Genomic DNA, 17,255 nt, shown 5'->3' with positions numbered 1-17,255 from the left:
ATCTTTCTCAAAAATTCAATCAAACTCCAAAACTTCAACGTCTTCAAAAAAATCACTAACCGTTGATAATTCAACCTCATCGACCAGTTTCACACATATTAGATTTTCAATAGCTCTAGAGCATGCGACATATATGATTTTACGATTTTCTGACAATATATCCTTGGAAGAAAATATGTTCTTAAAATTGTAATCCCTCCAAAAAAACTCATCAACCACCACTAACACATTCTGTATCCCAGAGCCTTTAGTTTTATGCATCGTAATATAATTTGTTTTTTCACCAAGATAATCGTAGTAGCAAATTACATCCTTCAGAGTCAGATCAAAACCAAAGTAATTGGTATAGAAAATTTCCCGTTTGCAATCACGCTCTAGATCTCGGAACTCATACTCATCAATTTCAAATCCAGACTTCGATAGCCTACTGTGAGTATTCAGCCCTCCTATGAACGCCTCTTTGAACTCCCTGTACCGGTGAGAGCCTTCAAGTTGTTCTAGGAACAGGTCTTTTCTCTTAATGAATCGATCGTAAGCCTCTGACCTTTTAATCAATTTTAACTCAAAGGCACGACGGGTTAAATCATGGATCGGCACTGTCAAATCAAAGATACTACTCAATGACCTTAACAAAATCTCTTTATCATTTACGCTATCTATCAAAAAACCAGACTTCTTAACCTGCTCAATAACTTTCCAATGTTCATTAGAGGCAAAAGCTTCGTACAAATTGTACAAATCCAAAAAATGGCAAGCGCTTAGAATTTTCTCTAAGTTCTCATTAGTTGACTGACCAAACCTAGAGTTAAAAATCTCATAAAGCCGCCCAAAGCCCGCCTTTGAAGCAATCGCTTTATTGGTTAGCATTAAAGTTTTATAATCGACTGAAGCCTGAGTCTTTTCAATCAACCTGTATAGTTTATTCTGGTATGCCTCCTTTTGTTCAGACGAACTACTACTATGCGGCTTATCCGTATGAACTGCACAAAAAAGCTTCACTCGTCCTTGACGTGACTCCAAGCTTTCACTTTCACCCCCATCCATCTTTTTGAGTGCAACTTTCTGCTCTAGACCATCATCTCTTAGTTTATTTATAAATTTTATAACCTGTTCTGAACACCTAAAATTATCCTCCTTGTTAATCTTATGAAGAGCCCCTGAAAGGACATACGCGTCGACATCTCCGATGCCATCTTCATAAATCCCCTGCATAGAGTCTCCAAAAAAACCAAATGTGACATCGGTACCCGCCGCAACATAATCAAGAAAAACCTTAACAACATCAGGCGAAGTGTCTTGATACTCATCAACAAAAATATAGTCGTATTTATCCGATAGAATTTTCCTTAATTTTGGATATTTCCTAAAAAGTGAAACTGCAACCTTTATTAGCCCATCGTGTCCAAAACTCAATTCGCGCAAACTATCAAACGCTGTTTCATTATAAGTTATCTTATGACTTGGGACACGATTGATAGCGTCTTTTATCTCTCCATTCAAATGTCGAATTTTTTCATTTAGCGCTTCATTCGCGGTCGATGACTTATTATCATAGTCACGCTTTCCCAAAACCTTATCTTCTTTATATCCCAATATAAAATATGCCTTATCAGCGTATTTTTCATATTTCTTTTTGTATCGATCATGCTCTAACTTTTTATACTCTTTCTCATCCTCCATTGCCTCCCCAGCTACAAATTCATCCAGCTGAAAAATCTCATGAATTATTTTATGTATATCAAGCTTGTAGGATTTGATAATTCCATTCAAGAAGGAATGAATGGTGCTTATGCTATGTAAGTCGCCAGCACGCGCCTTAATTTCATTTGCGGCCAGATTTGTATGAGTAATACAGGCGACCTTTTTGTCTGGCATACTTCTAGATAAATGATCAAGCAACTTCTTTAAAGTTTCGGTTTTTCCACTACCCGCGCCCCCCTGAAGCAAAAAACTCGTCTCACTTTCCAGGCATGATAGCACCTGATTAAAAGGCGTTATTTTGATATCCATACCAAACCCTCCTCAATGTAAGCAGGTATCCGCCAAGTAACTTGATCATCAGTTAGCGCCAAGTACAACAAGGACGAAGCAAAGGCAGATTTCTTATCCAAAACCTTATCTATTAGATCATAAGCATCGAGATTTTCTTTAAACGCTTCCCTGTTTTTCAAGCCATTAATTCCATCCAAATTATTAATAATAATATCTTTATTTAAATGTACGAATGCATCCTCAAAGCTTCGTGCATGGTAACCGACTTCATACTTCTGATATGCAATGAACATATTGTCGTAGGAGTGAGCCAACTCATGCTTTACCAACTTACCAAACCAGTCAGTAAACTTTACACTCTCTGAGAACTCAGGAGCCTCGTAATAATATTTTAACGTCGCATTACTTATATGATCTGCTTCCGCGACCTTAGATGCGGGATAGATAATTTTAGGGACAGGCTTTGTTGAGTCATACCCTTTTTTGGTTGTATCTATATCAGTTATGACCAAAGTTTTTATCTCTAAAAACTCAAGAAAATTTTTAAACGCTTTGGCATTTGCCCCGACTTCCAGGATGGTGACATTTTGAGAAAACAGGGATATGTGATTCTGATCACGCTGTGGGGACTTATCAAACAGCTCCACAAAATAAGGCCAAAGCATACGCTCCGTGACACCCTCAATAAAAATTACTTTACTTGCAAAAAACAACTCACATGAATTTAGGGTTAAAAATTGCTCAAGAAACTTAAACGATGCCTTATCATCTCCGTATTTTTCTTTAAGATCCGAGTAAAAGTTTTTTATGCGGGTGCGCCCATCTGAATTCTGCAAATATCGTATATCTTTAAAGTCGCACTGAGAGACAATATGAGATGAATGGGTTGTGATCACAGCCTGTATGTTATTTATCTCCTTTAAAATGTTTTTTATTTGATTGGCAAAGACATATTGCATTTGTGGATGAGTGTGCGCTTCTGGCTCCTCAATAAAAAGCAAATTTATATTTTTTCCGCTTTTAGCGAAAGACTCTTTCTTTATCTCTACACTCAAAAGCAAATATAGGATATTCATGTGCCCAAGACCATTGAACGTCTCTGGTAGAAACTGAGAGCGCTCGCCGTATACAACCTGGGAACTGTTCTCTAAAATCTCATTAGACTCTAGATTTGAAACAATTTTAATATCCTCTATCCCCAAAAACGCCTTGGACGTTTTCAAGAACGGCTCAAAAAATTCTGTATAACTCTGTTCAAGACTTTCATCTATTTTTAGAAGCAAATTATTAATTGGATCAAAATCAGTAGTGTCTTTGTTTGCCTTATTAAAGTATTGCGTCGTAAGCTTGGAAAGCATTTTTTTGCCCCCTTCACTGCTTGCGACGTCACGCTTGGCATGGATTATTTGAAAATTTATTAGATCCCTAATTAAAGAAATATCTTTCTTTACAAGCCTCCCCCTATTATCCTTTAGAAGGTCATCATCGTTGAGGTACGCGTACACATTTGTTTGCAAATATTTTTCTAAATTTTTACGAAAGAACCTTTCTTTCTCGCCATCGAACTGCTCTAGATCCCGAAGTAAAAAATCCTTATTTATAACGCACTCAAAGAGGATTTTGACTTTATTGGTTTTGCTATCAAGATCCAGTAAAAACTCTGACAAATATCGAAGATTATCACCTTCGCCATACTCAATTTCCAAACGCATATTGATTGACAAAGAAAAGACATCACTCGCGTGATCAATAGCAATTATTTCTTTACGAGCAGCGAGTGGAAAGTCATTATAATTAAAGCCACTCCCGGGCTCATAGAATTTTTCGAACAACACAAGCAACGATGTTTTCCCGCTATTATTCCTACCAATCAATAGTGACAAGCTATCTCTCAAGTCTAGAGTTACGTCTTGCAACGCTCTAAAATTCCCTGCCGATATTTTTGTAATTTTCACGTGATTATCTTATATCCGTATAAAGTTAATAGTCGCCCGAACCTAAATAAACGGTCGAACTGATTAATAATCAAAGATTGATCACTACTATCGCGCAATTGCTTTCCATTAACCCCCCATCTAAAAGCCTAGTAATTAGGTATTTAAAATAAGCGCATCCCAATACCAAGTCCACAAAACACTCTGAGCGGAACCTGTGAGAAGCAAATAAGGCTATGAAATGGCTAGGCCCCCTCTGTTTTGACGGGCTCAAGCTTAGCGCAAAACTGGCCATATGCCAGCCGACTCAAGGTTTTAGTATGCGGACATATGTTGGTTATTACGCAGAATTAAGAGTGAGGGGCGTCGTACTTGTACATGCGGATGATATAGCTCACACACCCCATTAAAATTAGTTAAAGGGTAGGATTAGAGATAGAAATGAAATGTTTTTATTCTTAACACGTTGATATATATAGAACAATTCTGTTTTTTCGACTCCTGGTGCCGCACCATATCTCAAAGCCCCGCAATGCGGGGCTTTGTGGTTTCTGGGATTTGGGAAACCGCAAAAAAGTCAAATCACCTTTTCGGCCGAAATGCCCAAAAAGCGTCCACACTTAAAATCTCGGGTTGCTTGCCTCATTCCAAATCTCGATTTCTATGACGCCTTGCTCAGCTCAACGTCAGTCCCGGTAGACGTACTCCCCAAACCCACCGACCCACCAAAAACCACCCTCAACCCCGCCTCCCAGGTTTTATTCAAAATTATGGCTAGCCAATAATTATGCCGCCCTCATAAAACCAATAATTCCCCCAGCCACCTATCCGTGCCACCTGACCCGACCGAAAAAAAAACCCATCAATTTTCCCGATTGCTCCCCACCCCTCACCACGCTAACCTCCCCCCGTCGCCGCCACCCAGCGACCGGGCCTGAGAACCCGATTTGATGCAGGCGCCAATAGCGCCACGCATTCGTTTTTCACAACGAACGTGCTGCTCTCACTCAATATGGGAGTTCCACCAATGACCGCAACAAATCCACCCGCACTCACCACCCTCGGCGTCACCCCTTTCTCCTTTCATTCCGACCAACCTCTGTTCCGCGTCAACAGCGGCGTTTCCCTGCATGAAGCCTTGCACCACGTTTCCGATTTGCTCCACGTCGCCAAGTTGCTCGCAGAGGATGCGGCGATGACGAAGGAGACGGACCGTTATGCCTGGGCGTCGCATTATTTGCAGGAGATGAGCAAGGCGGTGATTGATGATGTGGTGAAGGTGTTGGCGTCGCCCTGTAATGCTGAGCAGTAAGGGGTAAATGGGGTGGCCGGGCGGGCGCTATCGCGGGCAAGCCCGGCTCCCACATAAAAGCGCTTTTAGGCGAATTGGCCGCCTTTTTTGCGCAGGTAGATCATCTGCGCAGTCACGCCAATAACCAGCGCCAGCGCTATGCTGCCTTGTGCGCCGAGCAGCACGGGGGATTGCAGGTCTGTCACGAACGGGTGCCCGTCGGGCACGCGGCGCAGTGTTTCGGATACGGTGGGTACCATCAGGAAAAACGCGGTCAGGCTCAGGAAGATTGTTTCCAGGTATGCGCGTGCGCGGCCCAGCCAGGTTATGTGCCCTGCTGCATATCCGGCCGCGAGCAGGGCAAGGGTGATGATGCCGATGATGTTGCTCACGGGCTGTTTGGCGACCAGGAATACGCTGAAGGCGCCGATCAGCATTGATGCCAGGTAGAGCTTGCCGGGTGTTGAGCGGGGCACGATGCGGCCGTGGCGGATGAACATGTAGGCGGCCAGGGGGATGGCGGGCAGGCTGCCGAGGGTGTGGAGCCAGCCGAGGGGGGAGATTCCGAACATGGTGTGTGTCCCGTGTGGGTGGATGATGTGCATAAACGCGCCGCGCTGGAAACGTTCATCGCGATGGCGGCGGCGCGCTATGATCTGGGGATCAGCTTAGTGAAGGCGTGGCCGCGCAGACATGATGAATCCCCTCGATAATTTGATCATTCATCCGGAAATGCAGTTGGAGGGGCTGGCCAAAGGCGATCTGTTGTCGCAGGTGCTGGCGCAGATTCGTCTGACGGGGGACCGGGTGTATTCCTCTGCGCTGGCCGACCAGCAGCCACTCGAGCTGGATGAAAACAGCGCGCATATCTGCGTGCTTCAGCAAGGCCAGTTGCAACTGGAGGGCGGCGGCCACGCGCCGAGTACGCTGCAACAGGGCGATGTACTGTTGCTTCCTCACGACCCCACGGGCATCACGCTGACGGCGTGCGATGGGCCGGCCAGTGTGGTGGTGTGTCGGTTCTGGTTCGACGCGAGCAGTTTCCAGGCGATGCTGTTTGCCCTGCCCCGGCTTATTCATATTCGGCAAACCGAAGCCGCCGCCTGGGCCGAAGGCATCCTGCATTTCATGTTGCTTGAGGCCCATGACACGCAGCCGGGCGGGGCGTTGATGATTTCCCGCCTGATTGATTTGGTGGTGATCCGCATCCTGCGCACTTGGGTGCAGCAAGGGGCTGCGTCGGGATGGCTGGGCGGGTTGTCGGATGCGCGTATCGCGCGGGCGCTCAGGGCTATTCATGCAGCGCCGGGCCAGCAGTGGCGCATTGATGCGCTGGCGGAAGTGGCCGGTATGTCGCGTTCCAATTTCTGCGAGCGGTTCAGCGCGTTGGTGGGGCGCTCGCCGTTGCGGTACCAGAATGAGTGGCGGCTGACCTTGGCCAAAAGCATGCTCGCCAAGCAGGAAGGTCGCATCGGTGAGGTGGGTTTTGCGATTGGCTATGAGTCCGAGGCTGCGTTCAGTCGGGCTTATAAAGCCTTTTTCGGGCGCTCGCCTCGGGATGATAACGCCCGGCCAGTCTAGGCCGGGCGTGCCGGTGTATCAGTGCCCGGCGCTTTGCCCGCCGTCCACATGCAGGATCTCACCGGTGACAAACCCGGCGCTCTCCAGGTAGGTGATCGCTTGGGCGATATCACTCACTTCGCCCATGCGCCCTACCGGGTGCAATTGCCCCAATGCGGCGTGGGAATCTTCGCCATGCATCGGCGTCTTGATGATGCCCGGGCTTACCGCGTTCACCCGAATGCCGCGTTTGGCGTATTCAATCGCCAGGGATTTGGTCGCGGCGTTCAGCCCGCCTTTGGTGAGGCTGGCGAGTACCGAAGGCACGCCGTCGATGGCGTGATCGACCAGGCTGGTGGTGACATTGACGATGTGGCCGGCGCCGTGTTTTTCCATCTCGGCGATGGCCAGTTGGGTGATGTAGAAAAACCCGTTGAGGTTCACCGCCAGCACGTTGGCGTAGTCGTCCTGGGTGTAGGCGGTGAAGGGTTTGGCGATGAAGATGCCGGCGTTGTTGATCAGGCTGTCGACGCGCCCGAAAGTGGCCAGGGCTTCGCGGATGACGCGCTGGGCGGTGGCCGGGTCGGCGATGTCGCCGGGCACCGTGAGGATGTTCGGGTCGGTGGATGGCTGGATCGAGCGCGAGGTGGCAACCACGCGGTAATCGAGGGCGCGGTAGGCTTGGACAACGGCAGCGCCGATGCCTTGGGAGGCGCCGGTGATGATCACGACTTTGCTCATTGTGTTTCTCCGGTAAGGGCTTGGGATCTGCGGTATTCGGTGGTGGTGACGCCGGCGTAGCCCCAGTTATCGGTGTCGATTTCTTCGATGACGATGTGGGTCAGGTCCGAGCGCTTGTTGAGCACGCGTTCGAGGGTTTCGGTGAACTCGGCAATGACCTGGGCTTTTTGCTCAGGGGTCACGCCGTCACGGGTGATGCGCAGGCTGACGAAGGGCATGGTGATGGCTCCAGTGGTCGGCCATCGGGGTGATGGGCCGGCAGTGGGGTCAATTTAGGCGTGCGCTGAGGTGAGATAAATGGGGGTTTGAGTACTACATTAGTGATGTGGTGTAACAAGTTCTTACGGTACTTCTACACGATTGGACGCCACCTATTGGCGTCCGCAAAACTGATAAAAAACCATGCTTGATCGTTGACGGCGGGACGCGGAGCGTCCCAAGAGGCGTTCCCACGCAGAGCGGGGGAACGATCACCGGCGCTGATCCAAAGGCATAAAAAAACCCCGAACCAGTCGGGGTTTTTTATCGCCTGGCATCAGGCGCGACGTGCGATCAATTAGAAAACGTTGATCGGGTAGTCGGCGAACAGACGGATTTCGTTACCGCCTACGTTGTAGTTGCTGGCGTTGCTGGAGACGCGCAACCAGGACGCACGAGCGCGCAGGCTCAGGTCTTTGGCTGGGCCGCTTTGAACGACATATTTGAACTGGTTGAAGATTTCACGTTCGGTGCCACTGCCACGGTTGGAACCGTCGTCAATGTTGGTGCCGCGCACGTAAGCGATGTTGTAGGTCAGGCCAGGCACGCCGAAGGCGCTGAAGTCCAGGCCGTAGCCTGCTTGCCAGGAGCGCTCGTCCTTGCCGTTAAAGTCGGACCAGTAGGAGTTGGCCAGCAGGATGGTATTGCCGCCGTCGCCGATACCGCCAGCGTTGCGGTAGCCGCCGTACAGGTAGCCGGTGTCGCCGGTGCTGCGCTGGTGAGCGAGGGTGAAGCTGTGCGGGCCAACAGCCCAGGTAGCGCCCAGGCTCCAGATTTTGTTGTCGCGGGCGTCCGCATCACCTTGGTTTTCCAGGGCGAAGCTGCGGTCCAGCTTGGTTTTGTAGCCGTTGAAGTCAAAGGTCAACGATTGTTTTTCTGGCAGGGCCAGCACGTAGTTGACGTTGACGTATTGCTTCTTCAGCACGTCCTGCATGTTGGAGGCGTACAACGCGGCCGACAGGCTTTCGGTGAATTTGTAGCTACCACCGATGTAGTCGATGCTTTTCAGCGCGCCACTGTCGGAACCCTCGGCGCTCTTGCGAGCTTCCTTGGTGAAGTGACCAGCGTCCAGTTGCAGGCCGGCGATCTCTTTGGAAACGATCGACGTACCGGTGTAGGTTTCCGACAACAGACGGGAGTTGTCGTACTGCAACACAGGCACAGCCGGCATCTGGTCACCGTACTTGAGTACAGTGTTAGAGACACGGAACTTGACGGCAGCGCCGCCCTTGGCCAGGTCGTTGGCTGCTTCGCCGCTGTCGCCTTGCTTGAAGAAGTCGATACCGCCAGCGCCGCTGCGACCTTTACCGCCGTCCAGGCGAATGGCGTATTGGCCGATCACGTCCACACCCACACCGACGGTGCCTTGGGTGAAGCCGGACTCGAACTTGCCGATGAAGCCCTGGCCCCATTCGGCTTTGTCTTGCTTGCCGTTTTTGTAGTCACGGCTGATGTAGGCGTTACGTGCTGCGATGTTCAGGTGGCTGTCGTCCACGAAACCCTTGGATTGCTCCTGGTCGTTAGCCATTGCTGCCGATGCGCTCAAAATCCCCAGAGCGATCAGACTCATCCGTTGCTTCAACATTTCTTATATTCCTTATTACTGGTTGAGTACGCGCTGTGACACCAGGCTCCGTGTCGCTTTTCTGGTGTCGACGTTATCCAAAAAAAGAAGGCCCGCGGACGACTGAACTGCCGCGGGCCTTTTTTTATTGGATGAGTCATGGCGGTGAGCCACAGGCGTTGGGCGCAATCCTATGCGCGCGTTGAACTATGTGTCAATTTCGTGAATCGTCTGTATTTAGGCGAAATAATTCTAAGCGGTGCATTCCAAGGCCTTCGCTCAGGCCTGAAAAATCGTCTGATTAGTCAAGAAAACACATTATGTAACATTTTAGCCGAGGGTGTGTTTGCGAGCTCGTGGGCAACAGGCACCTACAACTTCTAAATTTCACGCGGTCAATGTGGGAGCTGGCTTGCCTGCGAAAGCGGTATACCTGCTGGAGAGTCGCTGGCTGACAGAATGCCATCGCAGGCAAGCCAGCTCCCACAATGGATCTAGGTGGGCTTCAGTTTTTCAGCAGTTCGCACAGCGCTTGCAGCTCATCCTCACTGAACAACCCCGCCGGGTAGCGTTCACTCATCACGCTGCGCACGTCAGGCTGTTGCTGCCTCACCTGTCGCGAGCCGTTTGCCTTCAACCATAGCGCCAGCGCATGGATCGCATCACCGCTAACCCGCGTCGGGTGGAACGGGCGCGTGTAGATCAGGTTGATATCGGCATTCATTCCAGCGCTCTCTCCTACTGCGTGAGCGGCTAACTTACTCAAGGTTTGTGACAGAACTGTGCAGTCATCACCTTGGGCCACTGTGGCAACACCGATACAAGAGCTATGCCAATGTCCCGTGTTTATAGGCATTCGGGCACAAAAAAGCCCGCAACCTAGCCAGGCTGCGGGCTTGCTGTAAGGGCTTTAAACAGGTAGCGCTCGGCGTTCACTCAAACGCTGTTACAACCGCACTCAATTTTTGTGCGGTGCCGGCTGTTGTTGGGTCAGGCAATGGATATTGCCGCCGCCCAGTAACAGTTCACGGCCCGGCACCATTACCACTTCGTGCTGCGGGAACAGGTTCTGCAGGATCTCTTTGGCCTGGCTGTCCAGCGGGTCGTCGAAGCTCGGCGCGATGATGCCGCCGTTGACGATCAGGAAGTTCACGTAGGAACCGGCCAAACGCACAGTCGGATTACGTTCCTGGGAACCGTCGACCGGGTCGACACCGGCGCATTCCTCTTCGGTCGCGTACAACGGGCCCGGGATCGGCATTTTATGCACTGTGAACGGGCGGCCTTTAGCGTCTGTGCTGCTTTGCAGCACGGCCATGGCGGCGTGGCAGCGCGCAAAGTTAGGGTCTTGCGGGTCATCGGTCCAGGCCAGCAACACTTCGCCGGGGCGCACGTAGCAGCAAAAGTTATCCACATGGCCGTCGGTTTCGTCGTTGAACAGGCCATCCGGCAACCAGATGACTTTATCCACCGCCAAATGGTCACGCAGCACCGCTTCGATGGCCGCGCGGTCCAGATGCGGGTTGCGATTGCGGTTCAACAGGCACTCTTCGGTGGTGATCACCGTGCCTTCGCCGTCGACATGGATCGAACCGCCTTCCAGCACGAAGCCTTCGGTGCGGTAGCGCGGCACGCGCTCGATCTCGAGGATCTTGCCGCCCACCTGCGAATCGCGGTTCCACGGCGCATACAGGCCGCCGTCAAAGCCGCCCCAGGCGTTGAAATCCCAGTTCACGCCGCGCACTTCGCCACTGTTATTGATCACAAAGGTCGGGCCGGTGTCGCGCACCCAGGCGTCGTCGTTGGACATTTCCACCACGCGGATATTGGGCACATCCAGGCGCGCACGGGCGTTCTCGTACTGGCCGGCGGACACCGCGACGGTCACCGGTTCAAAGCGCGCAATCGCCTTGGCCACCGCCACGTGAGCGGCCTGCGCCGGCTTGCCGCCCAGGCGCCAGTTGTCCGGGCGCTCGGGCCAGATCATCCAGGTTTGGGTTTGCGGCGCCCATTCGGCAGGCATGTAGAAGCCATCGGCGCGAGGTGTGCTGTGCAGGGTGGTCATGGCGTTCAGGACTCCGAATGGGGTGAAGGCCGACTTTATAACGGATAAAAATCGGCTTTAAAAGTGATAAAAGATCATTAATGACAAATATGACAGCGGTTAGTCGATAACAATCGAAAACCTACAGTGGCTCATCGAGCACCTTCGACACCCTGTCGACAAAGAAATCCACGCTGCGTTTAGACGTCACCCTCGGCGGCTTGATCTTGAGGATGTTGAGGCAGTCGCCGGTCGGCAGCATGGAAACCCAACTCGCGCAGGCGATCAAGGCAACCCTTCTTCACCCGAGTATGCTTGCGCCGCCCCGTTGCGCAACTCAAGCTATGCTCTGGCTTAATGTCTGTCTTGGAAAAAAGGCTCTCTGAATGCGCATTCTCATCACCGGCGGCGCCGGCTTCATCGGTTCTGCCCTGGTTCGTCACCTGATTCAACACACCGAGCACGAAGTGCTCAACCTGGACAAACTCACCTACGCCGGCAACCTGGAGTCACTCACCAGCATCGCCGCCAACAGCCGCTATGAGTTCGTGCAGGCCGATATCATCGACCAGGCCGCCGTCAGCGCCGTGCTGGCGCGCTTTGAGCCGCAGGCCATCATGCACCTGGCCGCCGAGTCGCACGTCGACCGTTCCATTGATGGCCCCTCGGACTTTATCCAGACCAACATCGTCGGCACCTACAGCCTGCTGGAAGCCACCCGCGCCTATTGGCAGACCCTGGAGGAACCGGCCAGGAGCGCGTTCCGCTTCCACCATATTTCCACCGACGAAGTGTACGGCGACCTCCACGGTGTGGACGACTTGTTCACCGAAACCACGCCTTACGCACCCAGCTCGCCGTATTCGGCCAGTAAAGCCGCCTCCGACCACCTGGTGCGCGCCTGGCAGCGCACCTATGGCCTGCCGGTGCTGCTGACCAACTGCTCGAACAACTACGGGCCATTCCACTTCCCCGAAAAGTTGATCCCGCTGGTGATCCTCAACGCCCTCGCCGGCAAGCCACTGCCGGTCTACGGCGACGGGTTGCAAGTGCGCGACTGGCTGTTCGTCGAAGACCACGCCCGCGCCTTGTTCAAAGTGGTCACCGAAGGTGTGGTCGGCGAGACCTACAACATCGGCGGTCACAACGAGCAAAAGAACATCGACGTGGTACGCGGCATCTGCGGCCTGCTCGAAGAACTGGCGCCACAGCGCCCGGCCGGTGTGGAGAAATTCACCGACCTGATCACCTTCGTCAAAGACCGCCCGGGCCACGACCAGCGCTACGCGATCGACGCGAGCAAGATCGAACACCAGCTGGGCTGGGTCCCGGAAGAAACCTTTGAAACCGGCCTGCGCAAAACCGTGCAGTGGTACCTCGATAACCTGGACTGGTGCCGCAGGGTCCAGGACGGCAGCTATCAAGGCGAGCGCCTGGGCAATACCGACCCAAAAGACCTGATCGCATAAGGTTCTGATCACACGACCCGTTCACCCGGCGAGGGAAACCAATGAATGTAATCGCGACCAAGCTGCCCGAAGTCTTGATCCTCGAGCCGAAGGTATTTGGCGATGAGCGTGGCTTTTTTTATGAGAGTTTCAACGCCAAGGCGTTTGCCCAAGCCTCCGGCCTGCAGCTGGAGTTTGTGCAGGACAACCACTCTCGCTCGCAAAAGGGCGTGCTGCGTGGCTTGCACTACCAGATAGAAAACACCCAGGGCAAACTCGTGCGGGTGACCGCCGGTGAGGTCCTGGACGTGGCGGTGGATATTCGCCGCAGTTCGCCCACTTTCGGCCAGTGGACCAGCGTGCGCCTGTCCGCCGAAAACAACCGCCAACTGTGGGTTCCAGAGGGGTTTGCCCATGGGTTTGTAGTGCTCAGCGACTACGCCGAGTTCCTCTACAAGACCACTGACTACTACACGCCTTCGGCTGAGCGTTGTATTCGCTGGGACGACCCGGAGCTCAAGATTGACTGGCAGTTTGAGGGCACCCCAACCTTGTCCGCCAAGGATCAGATCGGCAAGGCCCTGGCAGACGCCGATCTGTTTGCATGACCGGCGAGTGCCTTGCACGCCGGCCCTAGGCATAATGCGCCTGTCCCCACAGGCGCATGACTCCCATGACTCCACCCCTCCCGCGTAGACCTCGCTGGCGCAGCCTCGCCTTACTGGCGTTGTGCCTGGCACCGCTGCTGTGGCCGCTGGAGCATCTGGCCGAGCGCTATTACCGCAGCGAACTGGCCGGGCAGAACCGCCAAACCCTCGACCTGTATGTCGCCAACCTGCTCGGCACCTTGCACCGCTATGAAGTGCTGCCGCAGATACTCGGTGACTTGCCGGCCCTGCGCACCGCGCTGGATGCGCCCCAGGTCAGCGCCAACCTGACCAACGCCAACCTGCTGCTCAAGGAGGTTGCCGCTCAGGCCGGGGTGGAAGTGATGTACTTGATGGACACTACCGGCAAGACCCTCGCCGCCTCCAACTGGGACAAGCAGGACAGTTTTGTCGACCGTAATTTCTCGTTCCGGCCCTATTTCAGCGAAGCCATGGCCGGGCGTCTGGGGCGGTTTTTCGGCTTGGGCACCACCTCGGCCAAACGCGGCTACTTCTTCGCCGCCGCCGTGCGCGACGGCGCCAAAATAATCGGCGTGCTGGTGGTCAAGGTCGACCTGGACCACACCGAAAGCCTGTGGGGCAAAACCCCTGAGCAACTGCTGGTGACCGACCATAACGGCGTGGTCATCCTCACCTCGCGCCCGCAATGGCGCTTCCGGGCGACCCGGCCGCTCACGGAAGAAGAGCGCCAGGCAATCATCGCCATCCAGCCCTACCCGACCCGCGACCCGCAGCCGCTGGCGTTGAGCACCACGGCGTGGCTGCGCCAATCCACGGCCATCGCCGAAACCGGCTGGACCGTGGAAATCCTCGCACCGCGCTCGCTGATCAATCGCCCGGTGCGCACCGTGGTGGCCGTCGGCGGCGCGACGTTATTGGTGTTGATGCTATTGCTGGGTTTGATGATGCAGCGCCGTCGCCATTACCTGGAACGCATCGCCTTCGAAGCCAAGGCCCGCCGCGAGCTGGAAGCGCGTGTGATCGAGCGCACCAGCGACCTCGAAGGCCTTAACCGCCGACTCAAACAGGAAGTGCTGGAGCGTGAACACGCCCAGCAGGAACTGGTGCGCGCCCAGGATGACCTGGTGCAGGCCGGCAAGCTGTCGGCGCTGGGCACCATGTCGGCGAGTATCAGCCACGAACTCAACCAGCCGCTGGCGGCGATCCGCAGCTACGCGGAAAACGCCGAGATCCTGCTCGACCACGAACGCACCAACGACGCCCGTGGCAACCTCAAGCTGATCAGCGAACTGACCGGGCGCATGGCCTCGATCATCGCGCACCTGCGCGCCTTCGCCCGCCGCGACCGCCACGCCCCGGAAAGCGTGGCCCTGCAACCGGCGCTCGACGATGCCTTGGCGTTACTGGCCAAACGGCGGCGTTCGATGGAAGTCGAATTGATCCGCGATTTACCCGAGGCGACCTTGTGGGTGCAAGCCGGCGAAACCCGCCTGCGCCAGGTGCTCGGCAACCTGCTGGCCAACGCCCTCGACGCCCTTACCGAAAAAGGCCCGCCGCGCAAATTGTGGCTCAGTGCCCAAACCACCGAACAGGGCGTCAACCTGTACATTCGCGACAACGGCCCAGGTTTTTGCATGGAAGCCCTGGGCCGCGCCAGCGAGCCGTTCTACACCACCAAGACCCGCACCCAGGGCTTGGGGCTGGGCCTGGCGATCTGTGAGACGTTGATGCGTGCCTTTGGCGGCGAATTGCTGTTCGCCAATCACAAGGAAGGCGGCGCGCTGTTAACCCTGAAATTGCGTGCCGGCTCGCCGGGCGTGAGTCTGCAACCGTCCGAGGACCGCAGTGTATGAGTATCGATAACCAGATCCAGGTGGTGTTGATCGACGACGATCCACACTTGCGTCAGGCCCTGTGCCAGACCCTGGACCTGGCCGGGCTGAAAGTCCTGACTCTGGGCGAAGCCACCGGCCTCACGGCGCGCCTGTCCCGCGATTGGCCGGGCGTGGTGGTCAGCGATATCCGCATGCCCGGCATGGACGGCCTGGAGCTGCTGGCCGAACTGCACGGCCAGGACCCGGACCTGCCGGTGTTGCTGATAACCGGCCACGGCGATGTGCCGCTGGCGGTGCAAGCCATGCGCGCCGGGGCCTATGACTTCCTCGAAAAACCCTTCGCCAGCGACGCCCTGCTCGACAGCGTGCGCCGCGCACTGGCCCTGCGCCGCCTGGTGCTGGACAACCGCAGCCTGCGCCTGGCCCTCAGTGATCGTCAGCAACTGAGCACGCGCCTGGTCGGGCATTCGCCGCAGATGCTGCGCCTGCGTGAACAGATCGGCGCCCTGGCGGCGACCCGCGCCGACGTGTTGATCCTCGGTGAAACCGGCGCCGGCAAAGAGGTGGTGGCCCGCGCCCTGCACGACCTGTCGAGCCGCCGCAGCGGGCCGTTTGTGGCGATCAACGCCGGCGCCCTGGCGGAATCGGTGGTCGAAAGCGAGCTGTTCGGCCATGAGCCCGGCGCCTTTACCGGCGCGCAGAAACGCCGTATCGGCAAGTTCGAGTTCGCCAATGGCGGCACGCTGTTCCTCGATGAAATCGAAAGCATGAGCCTGGACGTGCAGGTCAAGCTGCTGCGCCTGTTGCAGGAGCGAGTGGTCGAGCGCCTGGGCGGCAATCAGTTGATCCCGCTGGATATCCGCATCATCGCCGCCACCAAGGAAGACCTGCGCCAGGCCGCCGACCAGGGACGCTTCAGGGCCGACTTGTATTACCGTCTCAACGTGGCGCCGCTGCGCATTCCGCCGCTGCGCGAGCGCGGTGAAGATGCACTGATGTTGTTCCAGCATTTTGCCGATGAAGCCAGCAGCCGCCACGGCCTGCCGTTGCACGAACTGCAACCGGGCCAACGCGCCCTGCTGTTGCGCCACAGCTGGCCGGGCAATGTGCGTGAACTGCAAAATGCAGCCGAGCGCTTTGCCCTTGGGCTGGAGCTGGCACTCGATGCCACGGCGGACAACCCCGCCGCGGGCGTGCTGACGTCAACCTCTGGCGGTTTGAGCGATCAAGTCGAGCAGTTCGAAAAAAGCCTGATCGCCGCCGAACTGACCCGCCCCCACAGCTCGGTGCGCAGCCTCGCCGAAGCCCTGGGCATCCCGCGCAAAACCCTGCACGACAAACTGCGCAAGCACGGCCTGAATTTCGCCGACAGCGCCAGCCACAGCGCCGACGACGAATGACCCGCCAAGAGACCGCCATGAACCGCGACAGCCGCTACCTGGAATCGATCCTTCACCACGACATTCCCCTCACCCGGGAAATGGGCCTCAAGGTGCTCGACTGGCAACACAGCCAACTGCAGTTGCACCTGCCCTTGCAGGCCAATATCAACCACAAGAGCACCATGTTTGGCGGCAGCCTCTATTGCGGCGCCGTGTTGGCGGGTTGGGGTTGGCTGCACCTGAGACTGCGTGAAGAAGGTGTTGAAGACGGGCATATCGTGATTCAGGAAGGGCAGATCAGTTATCCGCTGCCGGTGACTCAGGATGCGATCGCCATTTGCGCGGCGCCGCAAGACAAGGTGTGGAAGCGCTTTGTGGCGACGTACCAGCGCCATGGCCGGGCGCGGCTGGCGTTGGAGACGTGGATTGTGAATGAGGGCAGTGAGGAACGGGCCGTTAACTTTATTGGCCAATACGTCCTGCACCGCTAACTGCCACAACACAAACCAACTGTGGGAGCGGGCTTGCTCGCGAAAGCGGAGTGTCAGTCACTGTGTATGTGTCTGATACACCGTAT

General features: G+C 54.8%; 16 protein-coding genes. 7 read left to right on the top strand and 9 right to left on the bottom strand.

Annotated features, from left to right (window positions below; translation table 11 throughout):
• Positions 1 to 15: 15 nt before the first annotated feature.
• Positions 16 to 2,010, bottom strand: coding sequence for a UvrD-helicase domain-containing protein (locus tag BLV67_RS10250; RefSeq protein ID WP_069786711.1), 1,995 nt, complete (start codon positions 2,008 to 2,010; stop codon positions 16 to 18).
• Positions 1,995 to 3,947 carry an AAA family ATPase gene (locus tag BLV67_RS10245; protein ID WP_069786710.1) on the bottom strand — a complete coding sequence of 651 codons (1,953 nt, stop codon included), beginning with the start codon at positions 3,945 to 3,947 and terminating at the stop codon, positions 1,995 to 1,997. Before BLV67_RS10245 ends, BLV67_RS10250 begins: the two co-directional genes overlap by 16 nt.
• Before the next feature lie 1,006 nt (positions 3,948 to 4,953).
• On the opposite strand from BLV67_RS10245, the gene BLV67_RS10240 reads away from it, so the two are divergent.
• Positions 4,954 to 5,238 (top strand): DUF3077 domain-containing protein, encoded by a 285-nt coding sequence (locus BLV67_RS10240; protein ID WP_068931363.1) that lies wholly within the window; start codon positions 4,954 to 4,956, stop codon positions 5,236 to 5,238.
• 65 nt (positions 5,239 to 5,303) lie between these two features.
• On the opposite strand, the gene BLV67_RS10235 is transcribed toward BLV67_RS10240, so the two are convergent.
• The gene (locus BLV67_RS10235; RefSeq protein ID WP_244160711.1) at positions 5,304 to 5,822 is read right to left on the bottom strand and encodes a hypothetical protein; all 519 of its coding nucleotides are present in this window, start codon (positions 5,820 to 5,822) and stop codon (positions 5,304 to 5,306) included.
• Positions 5,823 to 5,910: 88 nt separating this feature from the next.
• Here BLV67_RS10235 and BLV67_RS10230 point away from each other — a divergent pair, with 88 nt between their 5' ends.
• Positions 5,911 to 6,798 carry an AraC family transcriptional regulator gene (locus BLV67_RS10230; RefSeq protein WP_069786708.1) on the top strand — a complete coding sequence of 296 codons (888 nt, stop codon included), beginning with the start codon at positions 5,911 to 5,913 and terminating at the stop codon, positions 6,796 to 6,798.
• Positions 6,799 to 6,816: 18 nt separating this feature from the next.
• Here BLV67_RS10230 and BLV67_RS10225 read toward each other — a convergent pair whose 3' ends face one another.
• From BLV67_RS10225 to BLV67_RS32930, 6 genes are all read right to left on the bottom strand, one after another.
• Positions 6,817 to 7,518, bottom strand: a complete 702-nt coding sequence (locus tag BLV67_RS10225; RefSeq protein ID WP_068931360.1) for an SDR family NAD(P)-dependent oxidoreductase — start codon at positions 7,516 to 7,518, stop codon at positions 6,817 to 6,819.
• Positions 7,515 to 7,736 (bottom strand): tautomerase family protein, encoded by a 222-nt coding sequence (locus BLV67_RS10220; protein WP_069786707.1) that lies wholly within the window; start codon positions 7,734 to 7,736, stop codon positions 7,515 to 7,517. The genes BLV67_RS10225 and BLV67_RS10220 overlap by 4 nt, the downstream gene beginning before the upstream one ends.
• 338 nt (positions 7,737 to 8,074) lie before the next feature.
• On the bottom strand, positions 8,075 to 9,361 hold the full coding sequence (locus BLV67_RS10215; RefSeq protein WP_069786706.1) for an OprD family porin: 1,287 nt from the start codon (positions 9,359 to 9,361) through the stop codon (positions 8,075 to 8,077).
• 484 nt (positions 9,362 to 9,845) lie between these two features.
• Complete coding sequence (locus BLV67_RS10210; RefSeq protein WP_056860698.1) at positions 9,846 to 10,064, bottom strand: hypothetical protein; 219 nt, start codon at positions 10,062 to 10,064, stop codon at positions 9,846 to 9,848.
• Positions 10,065 to 10,298: 234 nt separating this feature from the next.
• Positions 10,299 to 11,405 (bottom strand): agmatine deiminase, encoded by a 1,107-nt coding sequence (gene aguA, locus BLV67_RS10205; protein WP_058422624.1) that lies wholly within the window; start codon positions 11,403 to 11,405, stop codon positions 10,299 to 10,301.
• A gap of 121 nt (positions 11,406 to 11,526) precedes the next feature.
• Complete coding sequence (locus tag BLV67_RS32930) at positions 11,527 to 11,673, bottom strand: hypothetical protein (protein WP_158235247.1); 147 nt, start codon at positions 11,671 to 11,673, stop codon at positions 11,527 to 11,529.
• A gap of 97 nt (positions 11,674 to 11,770) precedes the next feature.
• Between BLV67_RS32930 and rfbB the strand changes: the two genes are divergently transcribed.
• From rfbB to BLV67_RS10180, 5 genes are all read left to right on the top strand, one after another.
• Positions 11,771 to 12,853 carry a dTDP-glucose 4,6-dehydratase gene (gene rfbB / locus BLV67_RS10200; protein WP_069786705.1) on the top strand — a complete coding sequence of 361 codons (1,083 nt, stop codon included), beginning with the start codon at positions 11,771 to 11,773 and terminating at the stop codon, positions 12,851 to 12,853.
• A 41-nt stretch (positions 12,854 to 12,894) separates the two neighbouring features.
• Positions 12,895 to 13,440: a dTDP-4-dehydrorhamnose 3,5-epimerase gene (gene rfbC / locus BLV67_RS10195; protein WP_069786704.1), complete on the top strand. Its 546-nt coding sequence runs from the start codon at positions 12,895 to 12,897 to the stop codon at positions 13,438 to 13,440.
• A 65-nt stretch (positions 13,441 to 13,505) separates the two neighbouring features.
• Positions 13,506 to 15,314 carry a sensor histidine kinase gene (locus BLV67_RS10190; RefSeq protein ID WP_069786703.1) on the top strand — a complete coding sequence of 603 codons (1,809 nt, stop codon included), beginning with the start codon at positions 13,506 to 13,508 and terminating at the stop codon, positions 15,312 to 15,314.
• Positions 15,311 to 16,696, top strand: a complete 1,386-nt coding sequence (locus tag BLV67_RS10185) for a sigma-54-dependent transcriptional regulator (protein ID WP_065930830.1) — start codon at positions 15,311 to 15,313, stop codon at positions 16,694 to 16,696. The genes BLV67_RS10190 and BLV67_RS10185 overlap by 4 nt, the downstream gene beginning before the upstream one ends.
• 17 nt (positions 16,697 to 16,713) lie before the next feature.
• Positions 16,714 to 17,169, top strand: coding sequence for a thioesterase domain-containing protein (locus BLV67_RS10180; protein ID WP_069786702.1), 456 nt, complete (start codon positions 16,714 to 16,716; stop codon positions 17,167 to 17,169).
• Positions 17,170 to 17,255 lie beyond the last annotated feature (86 nt).

Source organism: Pseudomonas salomonii, assembly GCF_900107155.1.
Classification (GTDB): Bacteria; Pseudomonadota; Gammaproteobacteria; order Pseudomonadales; family Pseudomonadaceae; genus Aquipseudomonas; species Aquipseudomonas salomonii.
Note: the sequence above shows the minus strand (reverse complement) of the source record. Positions and strands in the feature narration are given on the sequence as shown.

What these genes read in the sequence shown, in the direction of transcription:
- BLV67_RS10250 (WP_069786711.1), bottom strand. Translation starts at nt 2,010, where the DNA reads ATGGATATCAAAATAACGCCTTTTAATCAGGTGCTATCATGCCTGGAA.
- BLV67_RS10240 (WP_068931363.1), top strand. Translation starts at nt 4,954, where the DNA reads ATGACCGCAACAAATCCACCCGCACTCACCACCCTCGGCGTCACCCCT.
- BLV67_RS10235 (WP_244160711.1), bottom strand. Translation starts at nt 5,822, where the DNA reads ATGCACATCATCCACCCACACGGGACACACACCATGTTCGGAATCTCC.
- BLV67_RS10230 (WP_069786708.1), top strand. Translation starts at nt 5,911, where the DNA reads ATGATGAATCCCCTCGATAATTTGATCATTCATCCGGAAATGCAGTTG.
- BLV67_RS10225 (WP_068931360.1), bottom strand. Translation starts at nt 7,518, where the DNA reads ATGAGCAAAGTCGTGATCATCACCGGCGCCTCCCAAGGCATCGGCGCT.
- BLV67_RS10220 (WP_069786707.1), bottom strand. Translation starts at nt 7,736, where the DNA reads ATGCCCTTCGTCAGCCTGCGCATCACCCGTGACGGCGTGACCCCTGAG.
- BLV67_RS10215 (WP_069786706.1), bottom strand. Translation starts at nt 9,361, where the DNA reads ATGTTGAAGCAACGGATGAGTCTGATCGCTCTGGGGATTTTGAGCGCA.
- BLV67_RS10210 (WP_056860698.1), bottom strand. Translation starts at nt 10,064, where the DNA reads ATGAATGCCGATATCAACCTGATCTACACGCGCCCGTTCCACCCGACG.
- aguA (WP_058422624.1), bottom strand. Translation starts at nt 11,405, where the DNA reads ATGACCACCCTGCACAGCACACCTCGCGCCGATGGCTTCTACATGCCT.
- rfbB (WP_069786705.1), top strand. Translation starts at nt 11,771, where the DNA reads ATGCGCATTCTCATCACCGGCGGCGCCGGCTTCATCGGTTCTGCCCTG.
- rfbC (WP_069786704.1), top strand. Translation starts at nt 12,895, where the DNA reads ATGAATGTAATCGCGACCAAGCTGCCCGAAGTCTTGATCCTCGAGCCG.
- BLV67_RS10190 (WP_069786703.1), top strand. Translation starts at nt 13,506, where the DNA reads ATGACTCCACCCCTCCCGCGTAGACCTCGCTGGCGCAGCCTCGCCTTA.
- BLV67_RS10185 (WP_065930830.1), top strand. Translation starts at nt 15,311, where the DNA reads ATGAGTATCGATAACCAGATCCAGGTGGTGTTGATCGACGACGATCCA.
- BLV67_RS10180 (WP_069786702.1), top strand. Translation starts at nt 16,714, where the DNA reads ATGAACCGCGACAGCCGCTACCTGGAATCGATCCTTCACCACGACATT.